This is a genomic window from Pseudomonas juntendi, from assembly GCF_021560075.1.
GTDB lineage: Bacteria > Pseudomonadota > Gammaproteobacteria > Pseudomonadales > Pseudomonadaceae > Aquipseudomonas > Aquipseudomonas juntendi.
On record NZ_CP091088.1, the window covers coordinates 2,003,727 to 2,022,046 of the forward strand.

The window sequence follows — 18,320 nt, forward strand, 5'->3', positions numbered from 1 at the left end:
CCTGCAGGGGGCGTCAACCCCGGACCCGTTCGGCCAGCTTGGTGCTGGTCTCTTCAAGCTTGAGCACCAGCACGTCGCCCTTCAGCTCATCGAGTACCACCTCTGCAGTATTGCCAATCAACGCCCCGGTAATCCCTGTGCGGCACACCGTACCGATCACGGTCACCACCGCATCCAACCGCTGCTCGGTATGGGGGATAAGCACATCTGCCGGTCCTTCAGCCACGTGCAGGCGTTCCTCGCTGATGCCGTACTCGGCCTGGAACGCCTCGCACGCTTTACGGTAGCGTGCCTCGATGGTTTCGCTCAACTGGTAGACCGGGTCGGCCGCGGACAGCATGGGCGACGGGTGTGCGCTGATGACATGCAGCTCGCCCTTGGCCAGCGCGGCGATGTCATGGCCATGGTCGATGATGCTGGCGTGCAGGCGGCGGTGATCCTCGTCCTGGTTGCCAACGTCCACCGCGGCCAGAATCCTGCCGCCAGTCCACGGCCGCTCGCTCTTGACCATCAGCACGGCACACGGGCATTGGCGCAGCAGTTTCCAGTCACCGGGGGTGAGCAGGGCCTTTTTCAGCGGGTTGTCGGGGCGGTGTTCCTTGATTACCAGCTCACAGCCTTCGGCCTGCTGCACGTAGATGATGGTGTCGTGCAGGTTATCGCGCCAGGCCTCTTCGTGGGAGACATTGTCATAACCGTCGTCGTGCAGTTGGCGGCTCAGCACGCTCAACAGCGCGCTGTGGTCATGCCGTTTGTCGCACATCAGCAGGTGCAGGCGCGCGCCGGTGACGCCTGCAATCAGCTTGGCCCGGGTCAGTGCCCGGCTGTGGGCGTGTTCGGGGTCGAGCACCACGAGAATGCTGCGGATGGCTTGCATGGGCGTTAACTCCAGTCAAAGGGGGGCGACCAATGCCTGACTATAGTCCCCGCTGCCCGCGCGGGTGCTTGATACACATCAAGCATAGCCACTGGCGCCGACCGCCACCGCCGGTATAATCGCCAGCCCTGCCTGTTCCGTGTGGTTGCATGCTCATGTCCCTGACCCCCGAAATCGATGCCTTCCTGGGCTGCCCGACGCCAGACGCCTGGATCGAAGCAGCACTGGCCGACCAGGAAACCTTGCTGATCGACCACAAGAACTGCGAATTCAAGGCCGCCAGCACAGCCCTGAGCCTGATCGCCAAGTACAACACCCACCTTGACCTGATCAACATGATGTCGCGCCTGGCGCGCGAGGAGCTGGTGCACCACGAGCAGGTGCTGCGCCTGATGAAACGCCGTGGCGTACCGCTGCGGCCGGTGTCGGCGGGGCGCTACGCATCGGGGCTGCGCCGGCTGGTGCGCGCCCATGAGCCGGTCAAGCTGGTGGATACGCTGGTGGTCGGGGCGTTCATCGAAGCGCGCAGCTGCGAGCGCTTTGCCGCGTTGGTGCCGCACCTGGATGAAGAGCTGGGCCGTTTCTACCATGGCCTGCTGAAAAGCGAGGCGCGCCATTACCAAGGCTACCTGAAACTGGCGCACCACTATGGGGATGCGGCGGACATTGCCCGCCGCATTGAACTGGTGCGCGCGGCGGAAGCGGAGCTTATCCAGTCACCCGACCAGGAGCTGCGCTTCCACAGCGGGATTCCGCTGGCGCAAGCCGCCTGAAGCGTGCCGCCGGCGCGGCCGCTCGGTCAGTTGCGCCGGCCCAGCAGCAGGCCCACCACCAGGCCGAGGCCGGCGGAAATGGCCACGGTTTGCCACGGGTGGCCACCGATGTAGTCCTGCGTGGCGTTGACCATGGGCTGCGCCTTGTCACGCATGTTTGCGGCGGCCTGGCGTGCCTGTTTCAGCTTCAGGCTGACCTGCGCGCGGAGGCTGTCGGCTTCTTCGCCAACCAGGGCAGCGCTGTCGTTGAGCAGCTTCTCCGATTCTTCGATCAGCGCCTGCAACTCACTGAAGACCTGGTCCTTGATTTGATCGCTGTCGGCCAGCGTGGCTTTTTTCCGGGCCATTAAAGTGTCCTCGTCGATGGGTGGTTTGAACAATGGATACTTGCGCGCCGGAAAAGTTGCGTCGGCGTGAGGTTGGCGCGTTGGTGTAAGATAGCCGCCATTTACGGTCTAGCAGGTGATGCATGAGTTTCAATCTGGCCAACATGAGCTTCGAGGAACGGGCGCAGATCGAGGCAGAGAAGGCCCGGCTGTTCGAAATGTGGCAGACCAACCTGGGCAAGGCCAAGGGCGAAGCCGCCCGGCTGATCGCCGAGAAGCCACGGCGCAAAGGCAAGTGGGCCGAGTGGGTGCGCGCTGAGCTGGAGGGCATGTCGCCGCCCGAATACGCCAGCATGGTCCGCAGCGAAGTCAACAAGCTGATGGCAGCAGCCAGCGCCAACCGCTGAGCGCCCGCTGGTTACCAGGTGGTCCCTTTGGGCAGGTCCAGCTTGCCCTCGTCGGTGAAGCGCACGGTGCCCAGTGGCCCGCTGGCCAGCTTGCCGCGTAGCTTGTAGGGCAGGCCCTGCAGGGTACCCACCTGGCCCAGCCCATAGGCCTGGCGCAGGAAAGAGAACGCCGTGATGCTCACCGGCACCACGATCACTGCCTCGTCGTAGCGGCCAATGTGCCCCTGCTGATCACTGACCCCGGCAGCCAGTGGCTGGCCGTTCACCTCCAGGTCGAGGGCGATGCCGTTGTAGTCGATTGCCTCTTCGTTGGGGTTCTGCACCCGCATTTTCACGGCCATGCGCAGCTCCAGTTCCTGCCCCGGCAGCGGTTCGATGCCGATTACGCTGATGTTCAGCGGGTCGCGTGGCTGCAGGAGCGCGCAGGCCGCCAGGCTGCTGGTCAGGCACAGGGCGATGAGCAGGCGGGTGTAGCGGTGCAGTCGGGCAACCATGGGTACGACCTTGCCTAAGTGAACGAGCCGTCAGTGTGGCAAATGCGCGCCGGCGTTGAAAGTGTTGGGTCAGATGAAAGATACTGTTTCTCATTAACAGCCGATAACTTCTCTTACTGGTCGTTCCCAAACCCATGCTGACTTCACCTGTGTCGGGCCTGCTGGCGAGTTTCCAGGAGCACTACGACGACTTGCTGCAGTTCCTGACCCGGCGCATGAGCGACCGCCAGCGTGCCGCCGACGTCGCGCAGGAAACCTACCTCAAGCTGGTGAACATCGACGAGCAGGCGTTGCCGGTGCTGCACGCGCGCAGTTTCATCTTCCGCGTGGCGGGTAACCTGGCCATCGACGCCCTGCGCCGCGAGCAACGCATCGCGGCCAGCCACGATGATTGCGACGGGGCAGGCGAGCTAGCCTGCCCAGCGCCAGCGCCCGAGGCGGTGTTGCTGGCGCGTGAGCGCTTGCAACTGCTCGATCAGGCGCTGTTGCAGTTGCCCTGCAAGGCCCGCCAGGCCTTGTTGCTGAACCGCGTCGACGGCCTGACCCAGAAGCAGGTCGCACAACGCCTTGGCGTGTCGGAAAGCATGGTGGCCAAGTACATTGGCCAGGCCCTGCGCCATTGCCGCCGGTGGCTGCAGCAGGCGGGCGTAGCGGCCTGCGGGGTATTGCTGGTCACTGCCCTGGTCGCCTGGCAGCAGGCGCCGGTGTTGTTGGCCGATTACCACACTGGCGTGGGTGAGCGGCAGGTCGTGACGTTGGCCGATGGCACGCGGGTCACCCTGAACAGTGCCAGCGCCTTGCGTGTGGTATTCAGCGAGCATGAGCGGCGCGTGGTGCTGGCTGCAGGTGAGGCACTGTTCGAAATGGCCGATGATGCCCGGCCGTTCGTGGTGGACACGGCCGGTGCATCGGTGCAGGGCCGTGCCGCCACCTTCAGCGTGCGCCGTGATGGGCACGTGGTACTGGCACGGGGCGAGGCCAAGGTCGGCGAGCAGCCGTTGGCAGTAGCGGCGGATGCCGGTGCCCAGTTGGCCTGGCAGCGCGGCAAGCTGATCTTCAATGGCAAGCCGTTGGGGCAGGTGCTGCAAGAGCTGGAGCGTTACCGGCACGGGCGCATCGTGCTGTCCGACAGCAAGCTGGCGGCGATGGAGGTGAGTGGGGTCTTCGACCTGGATGAGCCGCAGGCGCTGTTGCGCACCCTGGAGCAGCGGTATGGGCTGAAGGTGACCTACCTGCCTTGGTTGGCCGTGGTGCATTGAGCGGCCAGCGCAGAAAAAATTTGCAGTGGCCACTGCAAGTTCCTGCAAGCCAGATCGTCGTAGTGGGACTGATCAGCAACTCATTCTCATTTACGACTTGCCAGGAAGCGCCTACGTGTCTCTGATGCCCAAGCCTTTGCCCCGCCGCCGCGGTTCACTTCACCATGCCCTGTTGTCTTGCAGTGCCCTGGCCATGCTGACCGGCCCGCTGCATGCGGCTGCTTCGACCACCGCCGAAAACGCCCAGCTGCAGGCCCGGCAGGTTCAGCTCGACCTGCCTGCGCAGCCGCTGGACCAAGCCCTGACCTCGTTTGCCGACCAGGCCGGCCTGCACTTGCTGTACACCACCGGCGATGTCGCCGGCCTGGCCGGCCCGGCCCTGCGCGGCAGCTACAGTGTCGAGCAGGCGCTGCAACAATTGCTGGCCGGTAGTGGCATGGGCTGGCAATTCAGCGATGCCCGCACGGTGACCCTGCGCAAGGCCGAGGCTGCGCCGCAGGCGGTCAACCTCAAGCCGATCGAAGTCAGTGTGGCTTCGCGTACCAGTACGGCAATCAGCGAAATCCCCGGGACCGTGTGGGTGGTCGACCAACAGCAACTGCGCGAACAGATCGACAGTGGCGTCAGCCTGAAGGAAGCCATCGGCAAGCTGGTGCCGGGCCTGGACCTGGCACCGGAAGGGCGCACCAACTACGGCCAGAACATGCGTGGGCGCAATGTGCTGGTGATGATCGACGGGGTCAGCCAGAACAGCTCGCGGGGGCTGTCACGCCAGTTCGACAGCATTTCGCCGTTCAATATCGAGCGCGTCGAAGTGCTGTCTGGTGCCAGCGCCATCTACGGCGGGGGCGCCACCGGCGGTATCATCAACATCGTCACCAAGAAGGGCGAACCCGGGCCGGCCCGTTTCGAGACCCAGTTGGGTGCCAGCAGCGGCTTCAACAACAGCGACGACCTGGCCACCCGCTTTGCCCAGTCGATCAGCGGCGGCAACGAGCGGGTCAATGCCCGCCTGGGTATCTCCGGCGAGCAGAACGAAGCGTTCTACGACGGGGCCGGCGAGCAGATATTCATCGACAACACCCAGACCGACCTGCAGTACAACCGCACGGTCGATGTGCTCGGCAGCTTGGGCATGCAGTTGAACGAGCAGCAAAGCCTTGACCTGCTGGCCCAGTATTACGACTCGGGCAACCACGGCAGCACCGGTATCTACTTCCCCAACCTGAACTACAACGCGCCCTCCGACCTGGAAGACGCCGAGCTGCGCAGCGGTTATTCAGCCGGCCTGGAGCCGCGCACCCGGCGCATGCTGCTCAACGCCAACTACCACCACAGCGACGTGCTCGGCCAGGACTTCTACCTGCAAGCGTCGTACCGCAAGGAAGACGACAACTTCTACCCGTTCCCGTACTACAACCGGGCCACCCCTACAGGCTCGCGGGGGGTGTATTTTGCTGCCTCGCAGCAGAACTTCGAGGTTTCCAGCCTCAAGGGGTTGTTCGCCAAGCAATGGGACACGCTCAAACTGACCTATGGCGTGGACCTGGACCGCGAGCGCTTCAGTGCCGAGCAGACCACCTTCAACGCACAGACCTCGTCCGAATCCGGTGGCCTGGACCTGGAGAAGGAGAGCAAGGCCGCACGTTACCCGAGCTATCGGGTGGATGGCGTTTCGCTGTATGGCCAGCTGGACTGGCGCGCCACCGACAACCTGACCTTGTCTGGCGGCGCCCGGCGCCAGCAGATGGACGTGGATGTCAGCGACTTCAAGGGCGTGCCCGGCGGCAGCAACGATTACCAGGTCAACCTGTTCAACGTCGGCGCCATTTACGACTTCAAGAATGGCCATCAGGCGTGGGCCAACTATGGCGAAGGCTTCGACTTGCCAGACCCGGCCAAGTACTACGGCAAGCCGGGCCTGAGCGTGGCAGACAACCCCCTGGCCGGGATCAAGAGCCGTCAGGTGGAGCTGGGCTGGCGCTATGCCGACCTGGACTGGGACGCCCAGGCAGCGCTGTACTACATCTGGTCGGACAAGATCATCAACGTCGACTCGCAAACGCTGACCATCAATGTCGAAGAGCAGAAGAGCCGTGACTTCGGCTTTGAAGGGGCATTGACCCGCCACTTCCAGAGTGGTTGGGAAGCGGGCGGCACGCTGCACCTGACCCGCTCCGAGGAAGAGGCGGTCGACGGCGGCTGGATCAAACGCGATGCCCGCTATGCGTCGTTGTCGAAGGCCACCGGTTTCGTTGGCTGGAAGGGTGACGACCGCAGCGCGCGGTTGCAGGCCAACCATGCATTCAGCCTGAAGGACGATGCCGACCATGAGATCGACGGCTACACCACCTTCGACCTGCTGGCCAGCCAGGACACCGGTCTCGGCACCTTCAGCGCGGGTATCCAGAACCTGCTGGACAAGCAGTACAGTACGGTCTGGGGGCAGCGCGCGACGCTGTTCTATTCGCCGACCTACGGGCCGGCGTACCTGTACGACTACCAGGGGCGCGGGCGCACCTATACGCTGACCTGGAGCATGGCTTACTGAGCCTGGGCGCAGGGCAGGGGTGCCTGGGGCCCTTTGGGTTGAGCATTCAGTATGGGTTGCCGGGGCCGCTTTGCGGCCCTTCGCGACGCAAGGCCGCTCCTACAGGCACCGTGCTTGGCTTTCAGGCGAAGGCCGCCAATACATCTTCGGCGAATGCCTGCTGTGCCTCGCCGGCCACCTGCGCCCGGTGCCGGGCCAGGGTAAACGGCACGACAAAATCCAGCCCCGGGTCCAGTGCCCACAGCTGCCCTTCGGCCTCCCAGGCCAGGGCGCTGTGACACGGCAGATAACCAATGTGCCTGCCCGACAGAATGAACGTCAGCACGCTCTCGATCTGTTCTGCCACCGCCATGCCGTGCCTGCTCTGGAACGGCTCGTCGCCTTCGATGAAACGGTACGGGTGGCGCACTTGGTCCTGCTCCAGCAAACGCTGGCGCGGCACCTGCGGCATGCCGAACAAGGGATGCCCTTTCCCGCAATACAGCCGCTGCCGTTCCTCGAACAAGGGCTGATAGTCGAACGCCGCCTGTTTACCGGAAAAATAGCTGATGGCGTAGTCCAGCCGCTGCTCCAGCAACAACCGCTCCAGCTCCGCCGGTGGCGCACTGATCAGTTCCAGTTGCACCGACTCGACGCGGCGGCGAAATGCCGCGATCGCCGCCGCCAGCTTGAGGCTCACCTGCTTGTCCTGGTTTTCCGCCAGGCCGATGCGCACGGTGCCCAGCAGTCGCCCGGCAACACCGTTGGCCTGCTGGCGGAACTGCTCGATGTTCAGCAGCAGCGCGCGCGTGGCTTCCAACAGCATCCGGCCTTTCTCGGTCAGCCGGAACCCCCCCTTGCCCCGGCTGCACAGGCGGTAGCCCAGGCGCGTTTCCAGCTGGGCCATGCGTTGGCTGATGGTGGGCTGGCTCAAGCCCAGCAGCCCTTGTGCAGCGCTGAAGCCACCGGCCTCGACTACAGTGACGAACAGCCGCAGCAGGTGCAGATCGGGGTCATGCACTTGTCCGAGCATTGCATTGCTCCTGGTGAATGTCAGCTTTGCAAACTTGCCATTTCTTCAATGTAACCCGGCTGACATGCTCGCGGCATCCACCCATTTGCCTAGGTGTCTGTCATGCGTTCATCGTTGTGCCTGTTGTCGCTGGTACTGGCCTTGCCGCTGCAAGCCGAAGAGAAAGTCGTGAACCTTTACAGCTGGGCCGACTATGTCGCCCCGCAGACCCTGCAGCGCTTCGAGCAGGAGACCGGCTACAAGGTCCGCTACGACACCTTCGATACCACCGAAGTGCTGGAAACCAAGCTGCTTACCGGGGGCAGCGGTTACGACGTTGTCGTGCCGTCCGCCACGGTGCTGGCGCGGGCGCTGAAGGCCAATGCCCTGCAGCCGTTGCAGGCTCAGGCCATGCCCGGCTATGCCAACCTCGACCGCGACCTGCTGGCCAAGCTCGCCGAGGCCGACCCCGGCAACCGTTACGCGGTGCCTTACACCTGGGGCACGCTGGGCCTGGGGGTGAACGTACAGGCGGTGCGCCAGCGCCTGGGCGAGGTACCGCTGGACAGCCTCGACCTGCTGTTCAAGCCCGAGTACGCCAGCCGCCTTAAAGACTGCGGTATCGCCATGCCCGACTCGCCGCAGGAAGTGATCGGGGTGGCCCTGAACTACCTGGGCAAGGACCCGTACAGCCAGAGCAAGGACGACCTGGCAGCTGCACAGAAGCTGCTGGGCCAATTGCAGCCGTCGATCAGCTACGTTGCCAATGGCCGGCAGATCAGCGACCTGGCCAACGGCAGCGTGTGCCTGGCGCTGACCTACAACGGCGATGCCGCCATGGCCGCCGACCAGGCCCGGCGTGCCGGCAAGCCGTTCGAGCTGATCTACCGCATCCCCCGCGAGGGCACGTTGGTGTGGCAAGACAACCTGGCCATCCCCAAGGATGCACCTCACCCGGAGGCGGCGCGGGCGTTCATCGCCTTCATGCTCAAGCCTGAGTCGGTGGCGGCGTTGACCAACACGCTGTTTTTCGCCAACGCCAACCAGGCCGCCACGCCGCTGGTGGATGAAGCCGTGCGCACCGACCCGGATATCTACCCACCGGCCGAAGTTCGTCAGCGGCTGTTCGCCGACCGCAGCATGGCCCTGGCCGACCTGCGCCAGCGCAACCGCCTGTGGACTGCCTTTCGCAGCCGCCAATAACCCTGCAGACCGAGGAGCCCGACCGTGGAGCAAGCCTTGAACAACGACCAGGCCATTACCCGCGACAGCCTGTATGGCACTGCCGCCGAAAGTACCTATGCCGGCATCACCAGTTTTGCTCGCCGCCGCTACAGCCGCGACCTGCATGGGGTGGATGTGGTGGTCAGCGGCGTACCGTTCGATACCGCCACCAGCAACCGGCCCGGCGCACGCTTCGGCCCCAGGGCCATCCGTGCCGCCTCGGTGCAGCAGGCGTGGGCCCGCCACTGGCCGTGGGCGTTCGACCCCTTCGATCACCTGGCGGTGATCGACTATGGCGACTGCGCCTTCGACAGCGGCACGCCGCAGTCGGTACCCAATAGCATCGAAGCCCATGCCGAACACATTCTGCAAGCCGGCTGCGCGATGCTCACCCTGGGCGGCGACCATTTCATCAGCTACCCACTGTTGAAGGCCCATGCCCGCCACCATGGCCCGCTGGCGCTGGTGCATTTCGATGCGCACAGCGACACCTGGCCGGACGAGGAGGGCAAACGCATCGATCATGGCACCATGTTCTGGCATGCCGCCCGTGAAGGCCTGGTCGACCCCGCCCACTCGGTGCAGATCGGCCTGCGGACCACCAACGACGACAGCCAGGGCTTCGCCATCCTGGACGCCCGGCAGGTGCACCGGCAGGGCACCGAGGCGGTCATTGCGGCGATTCGCCAGCGCGTGGGCGAGCGCCCGGTGTACCTGACCTTCGATATCGACTGCCTGGACCCGGCCTACGCGCCTGGCACCGGCACGCCGGTGTGTGGTGGCTTGAGCACGGTGCAGGCACTGGAGATTCTCGGCGGGCTGCGCGGCATCAACCTGGTAGGCATGGACTTGGTGGAAGTGGCACCGGCTTACGACCATGCCGACATCACCGCCCTGGCCGGGGCAACCCTGGCGATGGAGATGCTGTGCCTGTATGCCGCGCGGCACAAGGTCGATACCGGCCAATGAGGGCGGGGCCGCCAGCGGCCCCCACGGCGCCTGCTGAAACATCAGGATGCAACTCCACCTGCTTTCACACATCTGGCCGCGAACCCCTGGCGCCTCAGGCTATCAAAGCCAGCAGGCGCCGCGTTTTCGTACAGGAGGTGAAGCATGAGTCCGACATTGCCCACACTGGCCCTTGGCCTGGCCTTGTGCCTGCCCGTGCACGCGGCTCCGCAGCCACCGTTGCAGCTCGCTGCCGACTACCGCAACCCGTACAACAGCCCGATTCAGCGCGCCAACCCCAACAGCCGCCAAGGTAGCCTGCCGGCCACCCCGCCGGTGCGCGGCCCGTCTACCGAGCCGCAACAGCGTGTGCCCACGCTGGACAACCGCGGCATCGGCAATGGCGACAACCTGCGTCGCCAGCAGCAAACCCCGAACCTGGAACCGTCCCGGCCAGCGCGCGACAACCCGCGTGCGCCATAAGCCCACTTGAAAGGAATTGTGCATGCTCCGAGCACCCTGGCTAGCCACCCTGACCGCCGCTGCGCTGCTGCCCCTGCTGGCCCAGGCCGCGTCCGAACAGCAGTTTCCCAGTGAAGAAGGCAGCCTGACCGTCAGCACCGTGGCCGATGGCCTGCGCAACCCATGGGCACTGGCTTTCCTGCCGGGTGGCAAGGACATGCTGCTCACCGAGCGTGCCGGCAACCTGCGCCTGGTCAACGCCGAGGGCAAGGTCGGCCCGCCCATCAATGGCGTGCCGAAAGTGTGGGCCGAGGGCCAGGGTGGCCTGCTGGATGTGGCGTTGTCGCCAGACTTTGCCAAAGACCGCACGGTCTACCTGTCCTTCGCCGAGGAGGGCAGTGACGGCAAGGCCGGCACGGCGGTCGGCCGCGGGCAATTGTCCGAAGACCGCGCCCGGCTGGAGAACTTCAACGTGATCTTCCGCCAGCAGCCCAAGCTGTCGGTGGGTAACCATTTCGGCTCGCGGCTTGTGTTCGACCGTGATGGCTACCTGTTCATCGCCCTGGGCGAGAACAACCAGCGCGCTACCGCGCAGGACCTGGACAAACTGCAGGGCAAGGTGGTGCGAATCTGGCCGGACGGCAAGGTGCCCAAGGACAACCCGTTTGTCGGCAGGGACAATGTGCGGCCGGAAATCTGGTCGTATGGCCACCGCAACCAGCAAGGTGCTGCGCTCAACCCCTGGACTGGCAAGCTGTGGACCCACGAACACGGCCCGCGCGGTGGTGATGAAATCAATATTCCCGAGGCCGGCAAGAACTACGGTTGGCCGGTCGCCACCCATGGCATCAATTATTCACTGTTGCCGATTCCCGAGGCCAAGGGCAAGCATGTCAAGGGTATGGTCGACCCACACCATGTCTGGGAGAAGTCGCCGGGCATCAGCGGGATGGCGTTCTACGACAGCCCCACCTTCAAGGCGTGGGACCACAACCTGTTCATTGGTGCGCTGGCCACGCAGGAACTGATCCGCTTGCAATTGAAGGGTGACAAGGTGGTGCATGAAGAGCGCCTGCTCGGTGATCTGAAAGCGCGCATCCGCGATGTACGGGTGGGGCCGGATGGATATGTGTACGTACTCACCGATGACAAGGATGGCGCGCTGCTCAAGGTCGGCCTGAGCAAGGAGCCCTGAACCTGGCGCGCCCTAGGCCGTGTAGAATGCGGCATGGCCATGACCCCGCAATTCCTTTACCAGCAAGCCCTGGCTACCCAGGGCTATGTCGCCGACCCCGCCCAGGCGCGCGCCGTTGACGCCTTGCAGGGCTGTTTTCAGGCCCTTGAACAGGGCCGCCCGGCCCAGGGTATCTACCTATGGGGGCCGGTCGGCCGTGGCAAGACCTGGCTGATGGACCAGTTCCATCGCTGCCTGACCGTGCGCAGCCGACGCCAGCATTTCCACCATTTCATGGCTTGGGTGCACCAGCGCCTGTTCCAGCTGAACGGCACTGCCGACCCATTGCAAGCGCTAGCCCGGGAGCTCGCCGGCCAGATCCGGGTGTTGTGCTTCGACGAACTGTTCGTCAATGACATTGGCGATGCGATCATTCTTGGCCGGCTGTTCCAGGTGCTGTTCGACGAGGGCGTGGTGGTTGTCGCCACGTCCAATCAGCCACCCGAGCAACTGTACCGCGACGGTTTCAACCGCGAGCGCTTCCTGCCGGCTATCGCCGCAATCCAGCGCCATATGCAGGTGCTGCCGGTGGCTGGCGGGCAGGATCACCGCCTGCACCCCGGCGCAGCGCAGCAGCGCTACTGGGTGGTAGAGGCGGGGCAGGCCAGCCGGCTGGGCGAGGTGTTCCGCCAGCTTGGCCCCGACGATGGCGGCACCGACCGGCCGTTGCCGATCGGCACCCGGCAAGTCCAGGTGGTGCGCCGCAATGACCACGCCATCTGGTGCCGTTTTGCCGACCTGTGCGAGCAACCCCTGGCAGCCGTGGATTTCATGGCTTTGTGCGACCGTTTTGCAGCCATTCTTTTATCGGCAGTGCCGGCGCTGGGCGGTGAACAGCGTGCGGGGCGCATTGCCCGTGGCACCGAGGATGCGGCGCTGCGGGTAGTGGCGGGCGATCGCCAGCTCCCCGCCTTGTCGCCCAAGGACGACGCGGTCCGCCGGTTCATTGCCCTGGTCGACGAGTGTTATGACCGCCGGGTGGCATTGTACCTGGAAGCGCACGTACCGCTGGATGCCCTCTACACCCAGGGTTACCTGGCGTTCCCTTTTCAACGCACCCTGAGCCGGCTACGGGAGATGCAACTGCAGCGGTTTGGAGGGGGCTAAGCCCGACAGCCGCTCAGCGCTCAGCGCCCCAACCATTCGATCAGCGTGCGGTTGAACCTGACCGGCTCTTCGATCTGCGGCGCGTGCCCCATGCCTTCGAAGGTGATCAGCTCACCCTTGGGGATCAGCTTGGTCACCTGCGGCCCCAGTTCGGCGTACTTGCCCAGCCTGGCCTTGACCTGCGGCGGCGCGATATCACTGCCGATCGCCGTGCTGTCCTTGTCGCCGATCAACAGCAAGGTGGGCATCTGCAGGTCCTTGAACTCGTGGTACACCGGCTGGGTGAAAATCATGTCGTAGATCAATGCCGAGTTCCACGCCACCGCTTCATGCCCGGGGCCCTGGTTGAGCCCCACCAGCATCTGCACCCAGCGCTCGTATTCCGGCTTCCAGCGGCCCGCGTAATACGTTTTGCGCTCATATTCTCGTACACCCTCGGCATTGAGCTTCAGCTCGCGGGCATACCACTGGTCCACGGTACGGTAGGGCACGCCAAGCGCCTTCCAGTCTTCCAGGCCGATCGGGTTGACCATCGCCAGCCGCTCGACCTGTTGCGGGTACATCAGCGCGTAGCGGGTGGCGAGCATGCCGCCTGTTGAGTGGCCGAGCACGCTGGCACGCTTGACCCCCAGGCGCTCCAGCAGGGCATGGGTATTGTCTGCCAGCTGCTGGAAGCTGTACTGATAGTGCGCCGGTTTGCTGGACGTGCAGAAGCCGACCTGGTCGACGGCGATCACTCGGTAGCCGGCCTTGCTCAGCGCCTCGATGGTGGTTTCCCAGGTAGCGGCGCAGAAGTTCTTGCCGTGCATCAACACCACGCTGTGGCCGTTGGCCTGGCCTTGTGCAGGCACGTCCATGTAGCCCATCTGCAGGGCCTGGCCCTGGGACTTGAAGTCGAAATGCTGGAGCGGATGCGGGTAGCGGAAACCTTCGAGCTGGGGGCCGAAGGTGGGCGATTCGGCAGCGACGGCCGAACCGCCGGCCAGGCACGCCAAGGCCAGAGCTGTTGCGCGCAGCATGGGGGAACTCCCTGTAGAACCTTGTAGGAAAAAAGCACTGTAACAGCCCATGGACCAAGGAGAGTGCGAAAGGTGTTACCGAGCGTGAAACCAGCCCAGGGTGATCATGGTGAGCACTGCATAGCGCCCTGCTTTGGCCACGCTCACCAGCAGCAGGAAGCGCCAGAACGGTTCGCGCATGATCCCGGCAATCAGCGTCAAGGGGTCGCCAATCACCGGCATCCAGCTGAGCAGCAGCGACCATTGGCCCCAGCGCTGGTAGCGCTGCTGCGCACGCGCCAACTGCGCGGTGCTGAAGGGGAACCAGCGCTTGTCGCGCAGGTGCTCGATGGCCCGGCCCAACAGCCAGTTCACCACCGAACCGAGCACGTTGCCCAAGGTGGCGACCAGCAGCAGGGTGGCCCAGGCCTCGGGCTGGCCCAGCAACAGCCCGACCAGCACGGCTTCCGATTGCAGCGGCAGCAGGGTGGCGGCGCCAAAGGCACTGAAAAACAGCGCCCACAGGCCGAGCATCAGTAGTTGGCGACCACGGTGTCCTGGCCGCCCTGGGTCACCCCGATCACCTGGTAGGCATCCTTGTGGTCGCCCATTTCCATGCCCGGTGAGCCCATCGGCATGCCCGGCACGGCCAGGCCCTTGAGGTCGTTGCGCTGGCTCAACAGGCGTACCTGTTCGGCCGGCACGTGGCCTTCGACGAACTTGCCGTCGATCACACCGGTATGGCACGAAGCCAGGCGTGGGGCCACGCCCAGGCGCTGCTTGACCGCGCTCATGTTCGGTTCGACATGGTCGTTGACGGTGAAACCGTTATCGCGCAGGTGGCTGATCCAGGCCTTGCAGCAGCCGCAGTTGGGGTCGCGGTACACGTCGATGGTGTCGCCAGCCTGGGCCAGGCCGCTCATGGCCAGCAGGCCCAGGGTCAACAGATGTTTACGCAGCATGTCGCAACACTCCTTCAGAGCAAACCGGTCCATAGTACAGGATTCTCAGCGGGTGGCTGCTTCGGGGGCAAGGTCACGCATCAGCAACGCGTGGTCGAGGGCGACCTGTTCCGGAATCGGCAGGTAGACCACGTGGCCATCACCCGGCGCGACCTTGATGGCCTGCCGCTGACCGTTGCACAGGCGCTGCAAGTCGAAATGGTAGTTGCCGCGCGGGGTCATCAGCTCGAGGTGGTCGCCCACCCTGAAGCGGTTCTTCACCTTGACCTCGGCCAGGCCGTCGACGCGCACCCCGGTCAGCTCGCCAACGAACTGCTGGCGCTCGGACACCGAGTTGCCACGCTGGTAGTTCTGGTACTCGTCGTGCACGTGGCGGCGCAGAAAACCTTCGGTGTAGCCCCGTTGTGCCAGCGACTCCAGGTTGTCCATCAGCGCGCGGTCGAAGGGGCGCCCGGCCACTGCGTCATCGATTGCCTGGCGGTACGCCTGCACGGCGCGGGCGCAGTAGAAATGCGACTTGGTGCGGCCCTCGATCTTCAGCGAATGCACGCCCATGCCGACCAGGTGTTCCACGTGCTGGATGGCGCGCAGGTCCTTGGCATTCATGATGTAGGTACCGTGCTCATCTTCGAACGCCGGCATTTCGCTACCGGGGCGGTTGCTTTCCTGAAGCAGGAACACCTGGTCGGTAGGGGCGCCCAGGCCCAGGGTGGGCTGCACTTGGCGAACGATGTCGCCCACGGCGTTCTCGGTGGCGGGCGTGGCATCGTACTTCCAGCGGCAGGCGTTGGTGCAGGTGCCCTGGTTGGCATCACGCTTGTTGAGGTAACCCGACAACAGGCAGCGGCCGGAGTAGGCCATGCACAGGGCGCCATGCACGAACACTTCCAGCTCCATGCCCGGCACCTGTTGGCGGATTTCGCCGATTTCTTCCAGTGACAACTCGCGTGACAGGATCACCCGGCCAAGGCCCATGCCTTGCCAGAACTGCACGCTGGCCCAGTTTACCGTGTTGGCCTGTACCGACAGGTGCACCGGCATGTCCGGAAAATGCTGGCGCACCAGCATGATCAGGCCGGGGTCTGACATGATCAGCGCGTCTGGCGCCATGGCGATCACCGGTGCCAGGTCCTTGAGGAATGTCTTCAGCTTGGCGTTGTGCGGGGCGATGTTGACCACGACGTAGAAGCGCTTGCCCAGCGCGTGGGCCTGGGCAATGCCCAGTGCCAGGTTGGTGTGGTCGAACTCGTTGTTGCGCACCCGCAAGCTGTAGCGCGGCTGGCCGGCATAGACCGCGTCGGCGCCATAGGCAAAGGCATAGCGCATGGTCTTGAGGGTGCCGGCAGGGGCCAGGAGTTCGGGCTTGCTGATCAGGGTCATGGTGCGCACCGGGGCAAAGGGCGCGGATGCTAAGGCACGGGGCTGGTGCATGTTTTGATATATATCAACGGATGTAGCGGCACTTTTGGCCAAGCGGCGCGAACTAATATCGCATACGCCATTCGAGGACCTGCAATGAACGAAACTGCCCTACAGAACAAAGCCCTCGCGGTACTCCTGGCGCTGGTGACCATCGCTTTCGTGTGGATCCTGCTGCCGTACTACGGCGCGATATTCTGGGCGGTTGTGCTGGCTATCCTGTTTGCCCCGCTGCAGCGCAACCTGGTGATGCGTTTTGGTCGCCGGCGCAACCTGGCAGCGATCACCACGACCATGATCTGCCTGCTGGTGGCGGTGCTGCCGGTGATCATCACCAGCCTGCTGCTGGTGCAGGAAGGCGCGACCCTGTACCAGCGGATCGAAAGCGGGCAGCTGGACATTGCCGGTTACGTCGAACGGGGCAAGGACATGCTGCCGGCGTTCGCGCAAAACGGGCTGGACCACCTGGGCGTGGGCAACCTCGATGGTTTGCGCGACAAGATCACCAAGTGGGCGACCCAGGGCAGCCAGGTGCTGGCCAGCCAGGCCTTCAGCTTTGGCCAGGGTACGTTCGAGTTCCTGATCGGCTTTGGCATCATGATGTACCTGCTGTTCTTCTTCCTGCGTGAAGGCGCCGATGTGGCCCGCCGTGTGCGCCTGGCAGTGCCGCTGCCCGAGCACCAGAAACGCCGCTTGCAACTGAAGTTCAACCGGGTGGTGCGGGCCACGGTCAAGGGCAACGTGCTGGTGGCCGTGACCCAAGGTGCGTTGGGTGGCTTCATCTTCTGGGTGCTGGATATTCCCAGTGCCCTGGTCTGGGGGGTGCTGATGGCGTTGCTGTCGCTGCTGCCGGCGGTGGGCGCGGGCATTGTCTGGGCACCCGTGGCCGTCTACTTCCTGCTGACCGGGGCGATATTGCCGGGCATCATCCTGACCGCGTTCGGGGTGCTGGTGATCGGCCTGGTGGATAACCTGCTCCGGCCGATTCTGGTAGGCAAGGACACGCGCATGCCGGACTACCTGATCCTGGTATCCACATTGGGTGGGTTGACGGTGTTCGGGCTCAACGGCTTCGTTATCGGGCCGTTGATCGCGGCGCTGTTCATGTCCAGCTGGGCGATCTTCGCCGAGGCCAAGCCACAGGTGCAATTGCCGCAGTGACGGCCGGCCATGGCAGTTGCGCGGTGTGCCCAAGGGCTGGTGTTTTCGCGCCAGCGGCCTAAGATGGCCGGTGACTGGGCCCGGAACAACCGATGAGCACGAAAGATACGATCTCCATGCAACTGGTGCGTGAGGCGCTGATGCAGACCTGCCCAGCGGGCGAAGCCAATGCCGCCCTGCTGGCGCGTGCCGGCATCGATGCCAGTTGCCTCGAGCTGCCCGAGGCGCGCGTTGCCGCGCAATCCTATGCGCGCCTGTGGCGCTTGCTGGCCCGGCGCTGCAATGACGAGTTCTTTGCCATGGACCCTCGCGGGCTGCGCACTGGCAGCCTGGCGTTCATGTGCCGTGCGAGCATGGCTCAGCCAACCCTGGGGCAGGGCCTGGAAACGGCCCTGGGCTTTCTGGCACTGATGCTCGAAGACCTGCAGCCGTGCCTGGTGCGCCAACCGGGCCTGGCCGAGATCGTTATCAACGAACCGCGCGCGGAGCCGCGCCGTGCCTTCACCTACTTCACCTTCTGGATGATCGTGCATGGCGTGGCCTGCTGGCTGGCCGGGCGGCGCATCCCCATCCTGGCGATCGACCTGCGCTGCGCCGAGCCACCGTTCTGTGATGATTACCGGGTGATGTTTTCCGAAAGCCTGCAGTTCGGCCGCCCGCGTACGCGCATGATCATCCCCGCCGATTGCCTTGGCCTGGCAGTGCGGCGCAGCGAGCAGGAATTGCAGCGTTTTCTTGCCGAAGCGCCCGCCAACATCCTGGTGCGTTACCGTGACCCGTCCAGCCTGGCGCGGCGCATTCGTACCGATCTGCTGCGCCAGGCACCTGCACAATGGCCAGCGCTGGAGCACCTGGCGCAAACGCTGTGCCTGTCTGCTTCTACGCTGCGCAGGCGCCTGGCCGAAGAGGGGCAGACCTACCAGGGGCTCAAGGACAGTGTGCGGCGCGAGCTTGCCACCACCTGGCTGGTCGGCGCCGAGCCAACCATGGGCGAAGTTGCCGAACGGCTGGGTTTTGCCGATGCCAGTTCGTTCTACAAGGCCTTTCGCAAGTGGTTTGGCTGCAACCCGGGGCAATATCGCGCGGTGGTCCAGGCTCGCCACGCTGGCAACTGATTCCGTCTGCTG

General features: G+C 64.5%; 19 protein-coding genes. 11 read left to right on the forward strand and 8 right to left on the reverse strand.

Going from position 1 to position 18,320, the window contains the following annotated elements:
• Positions 1 to 13: 13 nt before the first annotated feature.
• The gene (locus L1P09_RS09265; RefSeq protein ID WP_054904912.1) at positions 14 to 877 is read right to left on the reverse strand and encodes a universal stress protein; all 864 of its coding nucleotides are present in this window, start codon (positions 875 to 877) and stop codon (positions 14 to 16) included.
• Positions 878 to 1,032: 155 nt separating this feature from the next.
• Between L1P09_RS09265 and miaE the strand changes: the two genes are divergently transcribed.
• Complete coding sequence (gene miaE, locus L1P09_RS09270; protein ID WP_009684203.1) at positions 1,033 to 1,650, forward strand: tRNA-(ms[2]io[6]A)-hydroxylase; 618 nt, start codon at positions 1,033 to 1,035, stop codon at positions 1,648 to 1,650.
• Positions 1,651 to 1,676: 26 nt separating this feature from the next.
• On the opposite strand, the gene L1P09_RS09275 is transcribed toward miaE, so the two are convergent.
• Positions 1,677 to 1,997 carry a DUF883 family protein gene (locus L1P09_RS09275; protein WP_047149846.1) on the reverse strand — a complete coding sequence of 107 codons (321 nt, stop codon included), beginning with the start codon at positions 1,995 to 1,997 and terminating at the stop codon, positions 1,677 to 1,679.
• A 122-nt stretch (positions 1,998 to 2,119) separates the two neighbouring features.
• Between L1P09_RS09275 and L1P09_RS09280 the strand changes: the two genes are divergently transcribed.
• Positions 2,120 to 2,383, forward strand: coding sequence for a hypothetical protein (locus tag L1P09_RS09280; protein WP_009684201.1), 264 nt, complete (start codon positions 2,120 to 2,122; stop codon positions 2,381 to 2,383).
• A gap of 11 nt (positions 2,384 to 2,394) precedes the next feature.
• On the opposite strand, the gene L1P09_RS09285 is transcribed toward L1P09_RS09280, so the two are convergent.
• Positions 2,395 to 2,877: an LEA type 2 family protein gene (locus L1P09_RS09285; RefSeq protein WP_009684200.1), complete on the reverse strand. Its 483-nt coding sequence runs from the start codon at positions 2,875 to 2,877 to the stop codon at positions 2,395 to 2,397.
• A gap of 134 nt (positions 2,878 to 3,011) precedes the next feature.
• Here L1P09_RS09285 and L1P09_RS09290 point away from each other — a divergent pair, with 134 nt between their 5' ends.
• Both L1P09_RS09290 and L1P09_RS09295 read left to right on the forward strand, forming a co-directional pair.
• Positions 3,012 to 4,136, forward strand: coding sequence for a sigma-70 family RNA polymerase sigma factor (locus tag L1P09_RS09290; RefSeq protein WP_235768741.1), 1,125 nt, complete (start codon positions 3,012 to 3,014; stop codon positions 4,134 to 4,136).
• 124 nt (positions 4,137 to 4,260) lie between these two features.
• Positions 4,261 to 6,687 carry a TonB-dependent receptor gene (locus L1P09_RS09295; protein ID WP_235768953.1) on the forward strand — a complete coding sequence of 809 codons (2,427 nt, stop codon included), beginning with the start codon at positions 4,261 to 4,263 and terminating at the stop codon, positions 6,685 to 6,687.
• A gap of 121 nt (positions 6,688 to 6,808) precedes the next feature.
• Here the strand turns inward: L1P09_RS09295 and L1P09_RS09300 are convergent, their stop codons facing one another.
• The gene (locus L1P09_RS09300) at positions 6,809 to 7,699 is read right to left on the reverse strand and encodes a LysR family transcriptional regulator (protein WP_235768742.1); all 891 of its coding nucleotides are present in this window, start codon (positions 7,697 to 7,699) and stop codon (positions 6,809 to 6,811) included.
• Between the two features lie 102 nt (positions 7,700 to 7,801).
• Here L1P09_RS09300 and L1P09_RS09305 point away from each other — a divergent pair, with 102 nt between their 5' ends.
• The 5 genes from L1P09_RS09305 (at position 7,802) to zapE (ending at position 12,653) form a co-directional block, all read left to right on the forward strand.
• Positions 7,802 to 8,881 carry an extracellular solute-binding protein gene (locus tag L1P09_RS09305; RefSeq protein WP_144188679.1) on the forward strand — a complete coding sequence of 360 codons (1,080 nt, stop codon included), beginning with the start codon at positions 7,802 to 7,804 and terminating at the stop codon, positions 8,879 to 8,881.
• Between the two features lie 24 nt (positions 8,882 to 8,905).
• Entirely contained in the window at positions 8,906 to 9,871 is a 966-nt protein-coding gene (speB, locus tag L1P09_RS09310; protein WP_144188677.1) for an agmatinase, read from the forward strand.
• A 144-nt stretch (positions 9,872 to 10,015) separates the two neighbouring features.
• Positions 10,016 to 10,333, forward strand: coding sequence for a hypothetical protein (locus tag L1P09_RS09315; RefSeq protein WP_009684192.1), 318 nt, complete (start codon positions 10,016 to 10,018; stop codon positions 10,331 to 10,333).
• Positions 10,334 to 10,355: 22 nt separating this feature from the next.
• Positions 10,356 to 11,507, forward strand: a complete 1,152-nt coding sequence (locus tag L1P09_RS09320; protein ID WP_235768743.1) for a PQQ-dependent sugar dehydrogenase — start codon at positions 10,356 to 10,358, stop codon at positions 11,505 to 11,507.
• Positions 11,508 to 11,540: 33 nt separating this feature from the next.
• On the forward strand, positions 11,541 to 12,653 hold the full coding sequence (zapE, locus tag L1P09_RS09325; RefSeq protein WP_235768744.1) for a cell division protein ZapE: 1,113 nt from the start codon (positions 11,541 to 11,543) through the stop codon (positions 12,651 to 12,653).
• A gap of 20 nt (positions 12,654 to 12,673) precedes the next feature.
• Here the strand turns inward: zapE and L1P09_RS09330 are convergent, their stop codons facing one another.
• The 4 genes from L1P09_RS09330 to trhP all read right to left on the reverse strand — a co-directional run bounded on the left by L1P09_RS09330 (position 12,674) and on the right by trhP (position 15,993).
• On the reverse strand, positions 12,674 to 13,672 hold the full coding sequence (locus tag L1P09_RS09330; protein WP_009684189.1) for an alpha/beta fold hydrolase: 999 nt from the start codon (positions 13,670 to 13,672) through the stop codon (positions 12,674 to 12,676).
• Between the two features lie 75 nt (positions 13,673 to 13,747).
• Positions 13,748 to 14,185 carry a YqaA family protein gene (locus tag L1P09_RS09335; RefSeq protein WP_009684188.1) on the reverse strand — a complete coding sequence of 146 codons (438 nt, stop codon included), beginning with the start codon at positions 14,183 to 14,185 and terminating at the stop codon, positions 13,748 to 13,750.
• Positions 14,185 to 14,613 carry a DUF411 domain-containing protein gene (locus L1P09_RS09340; protein ID WP_009684187.1) on the reverse strand — a complete coding sequence of 143 codons (429 nt, stop codon included), beginning with the start codon at positions 14,611 to 14,613 and terminating at the stop codon, positions 14,185 to 14,187. The genes L1P09_RS09335 and L1P09_RS09340 overlap by 1 nt, the downstream gene beginning before the upstream one ends.
• A 45-nt stretch (positions 14,614 to 14,658) precedes the next feature.
• Positions 14,659 to 15,993, reverse strand: a complete 1,335-nt coding sequence (trhP, locus tag L1P09_RS09345; protein WP_235768745.1) for a prephenate-dependent tRNA uridine(34) hydroxylase TrhP — start codon at positions 15,991 to 15,993, stop codon at positions 14,659 to 14,661.
• Between the two features lie 135 nt (positions 15,994 to 16,128).
• Here trhP and L1P09_RS09350 point away from each other — a divergent pair, with 135 nt between their 5' ends.
• Together L1P09_RS09350 and L1P09_RS09355 are read left to right on the forward strand one after the other, a co-directional pair.
• Complete coding sequence (locus tag L1P09_RS09350; protein ID WP_009684185.1) at positions 16,129 to 17,193, forward strand: AI-2E family transporter; 1,065 nt, start codon at positions 16,129 to 16,131, stop codon at positions 17,191 to 17,193.
• Between the two features lie 92 nt (positions 17,194 to 17,285).
• Entirely contained in the window at positions 17,286 to 18,308 is a 1,023-nt protein-coding gene (locus tag L1P09_RS09355; protein ID WP_009684184.1) for an AraC family transcriptional regulator, read from the forward strand.
• Positions 18,309 to 18,320 lie beyond the last annotated feature (12 nt).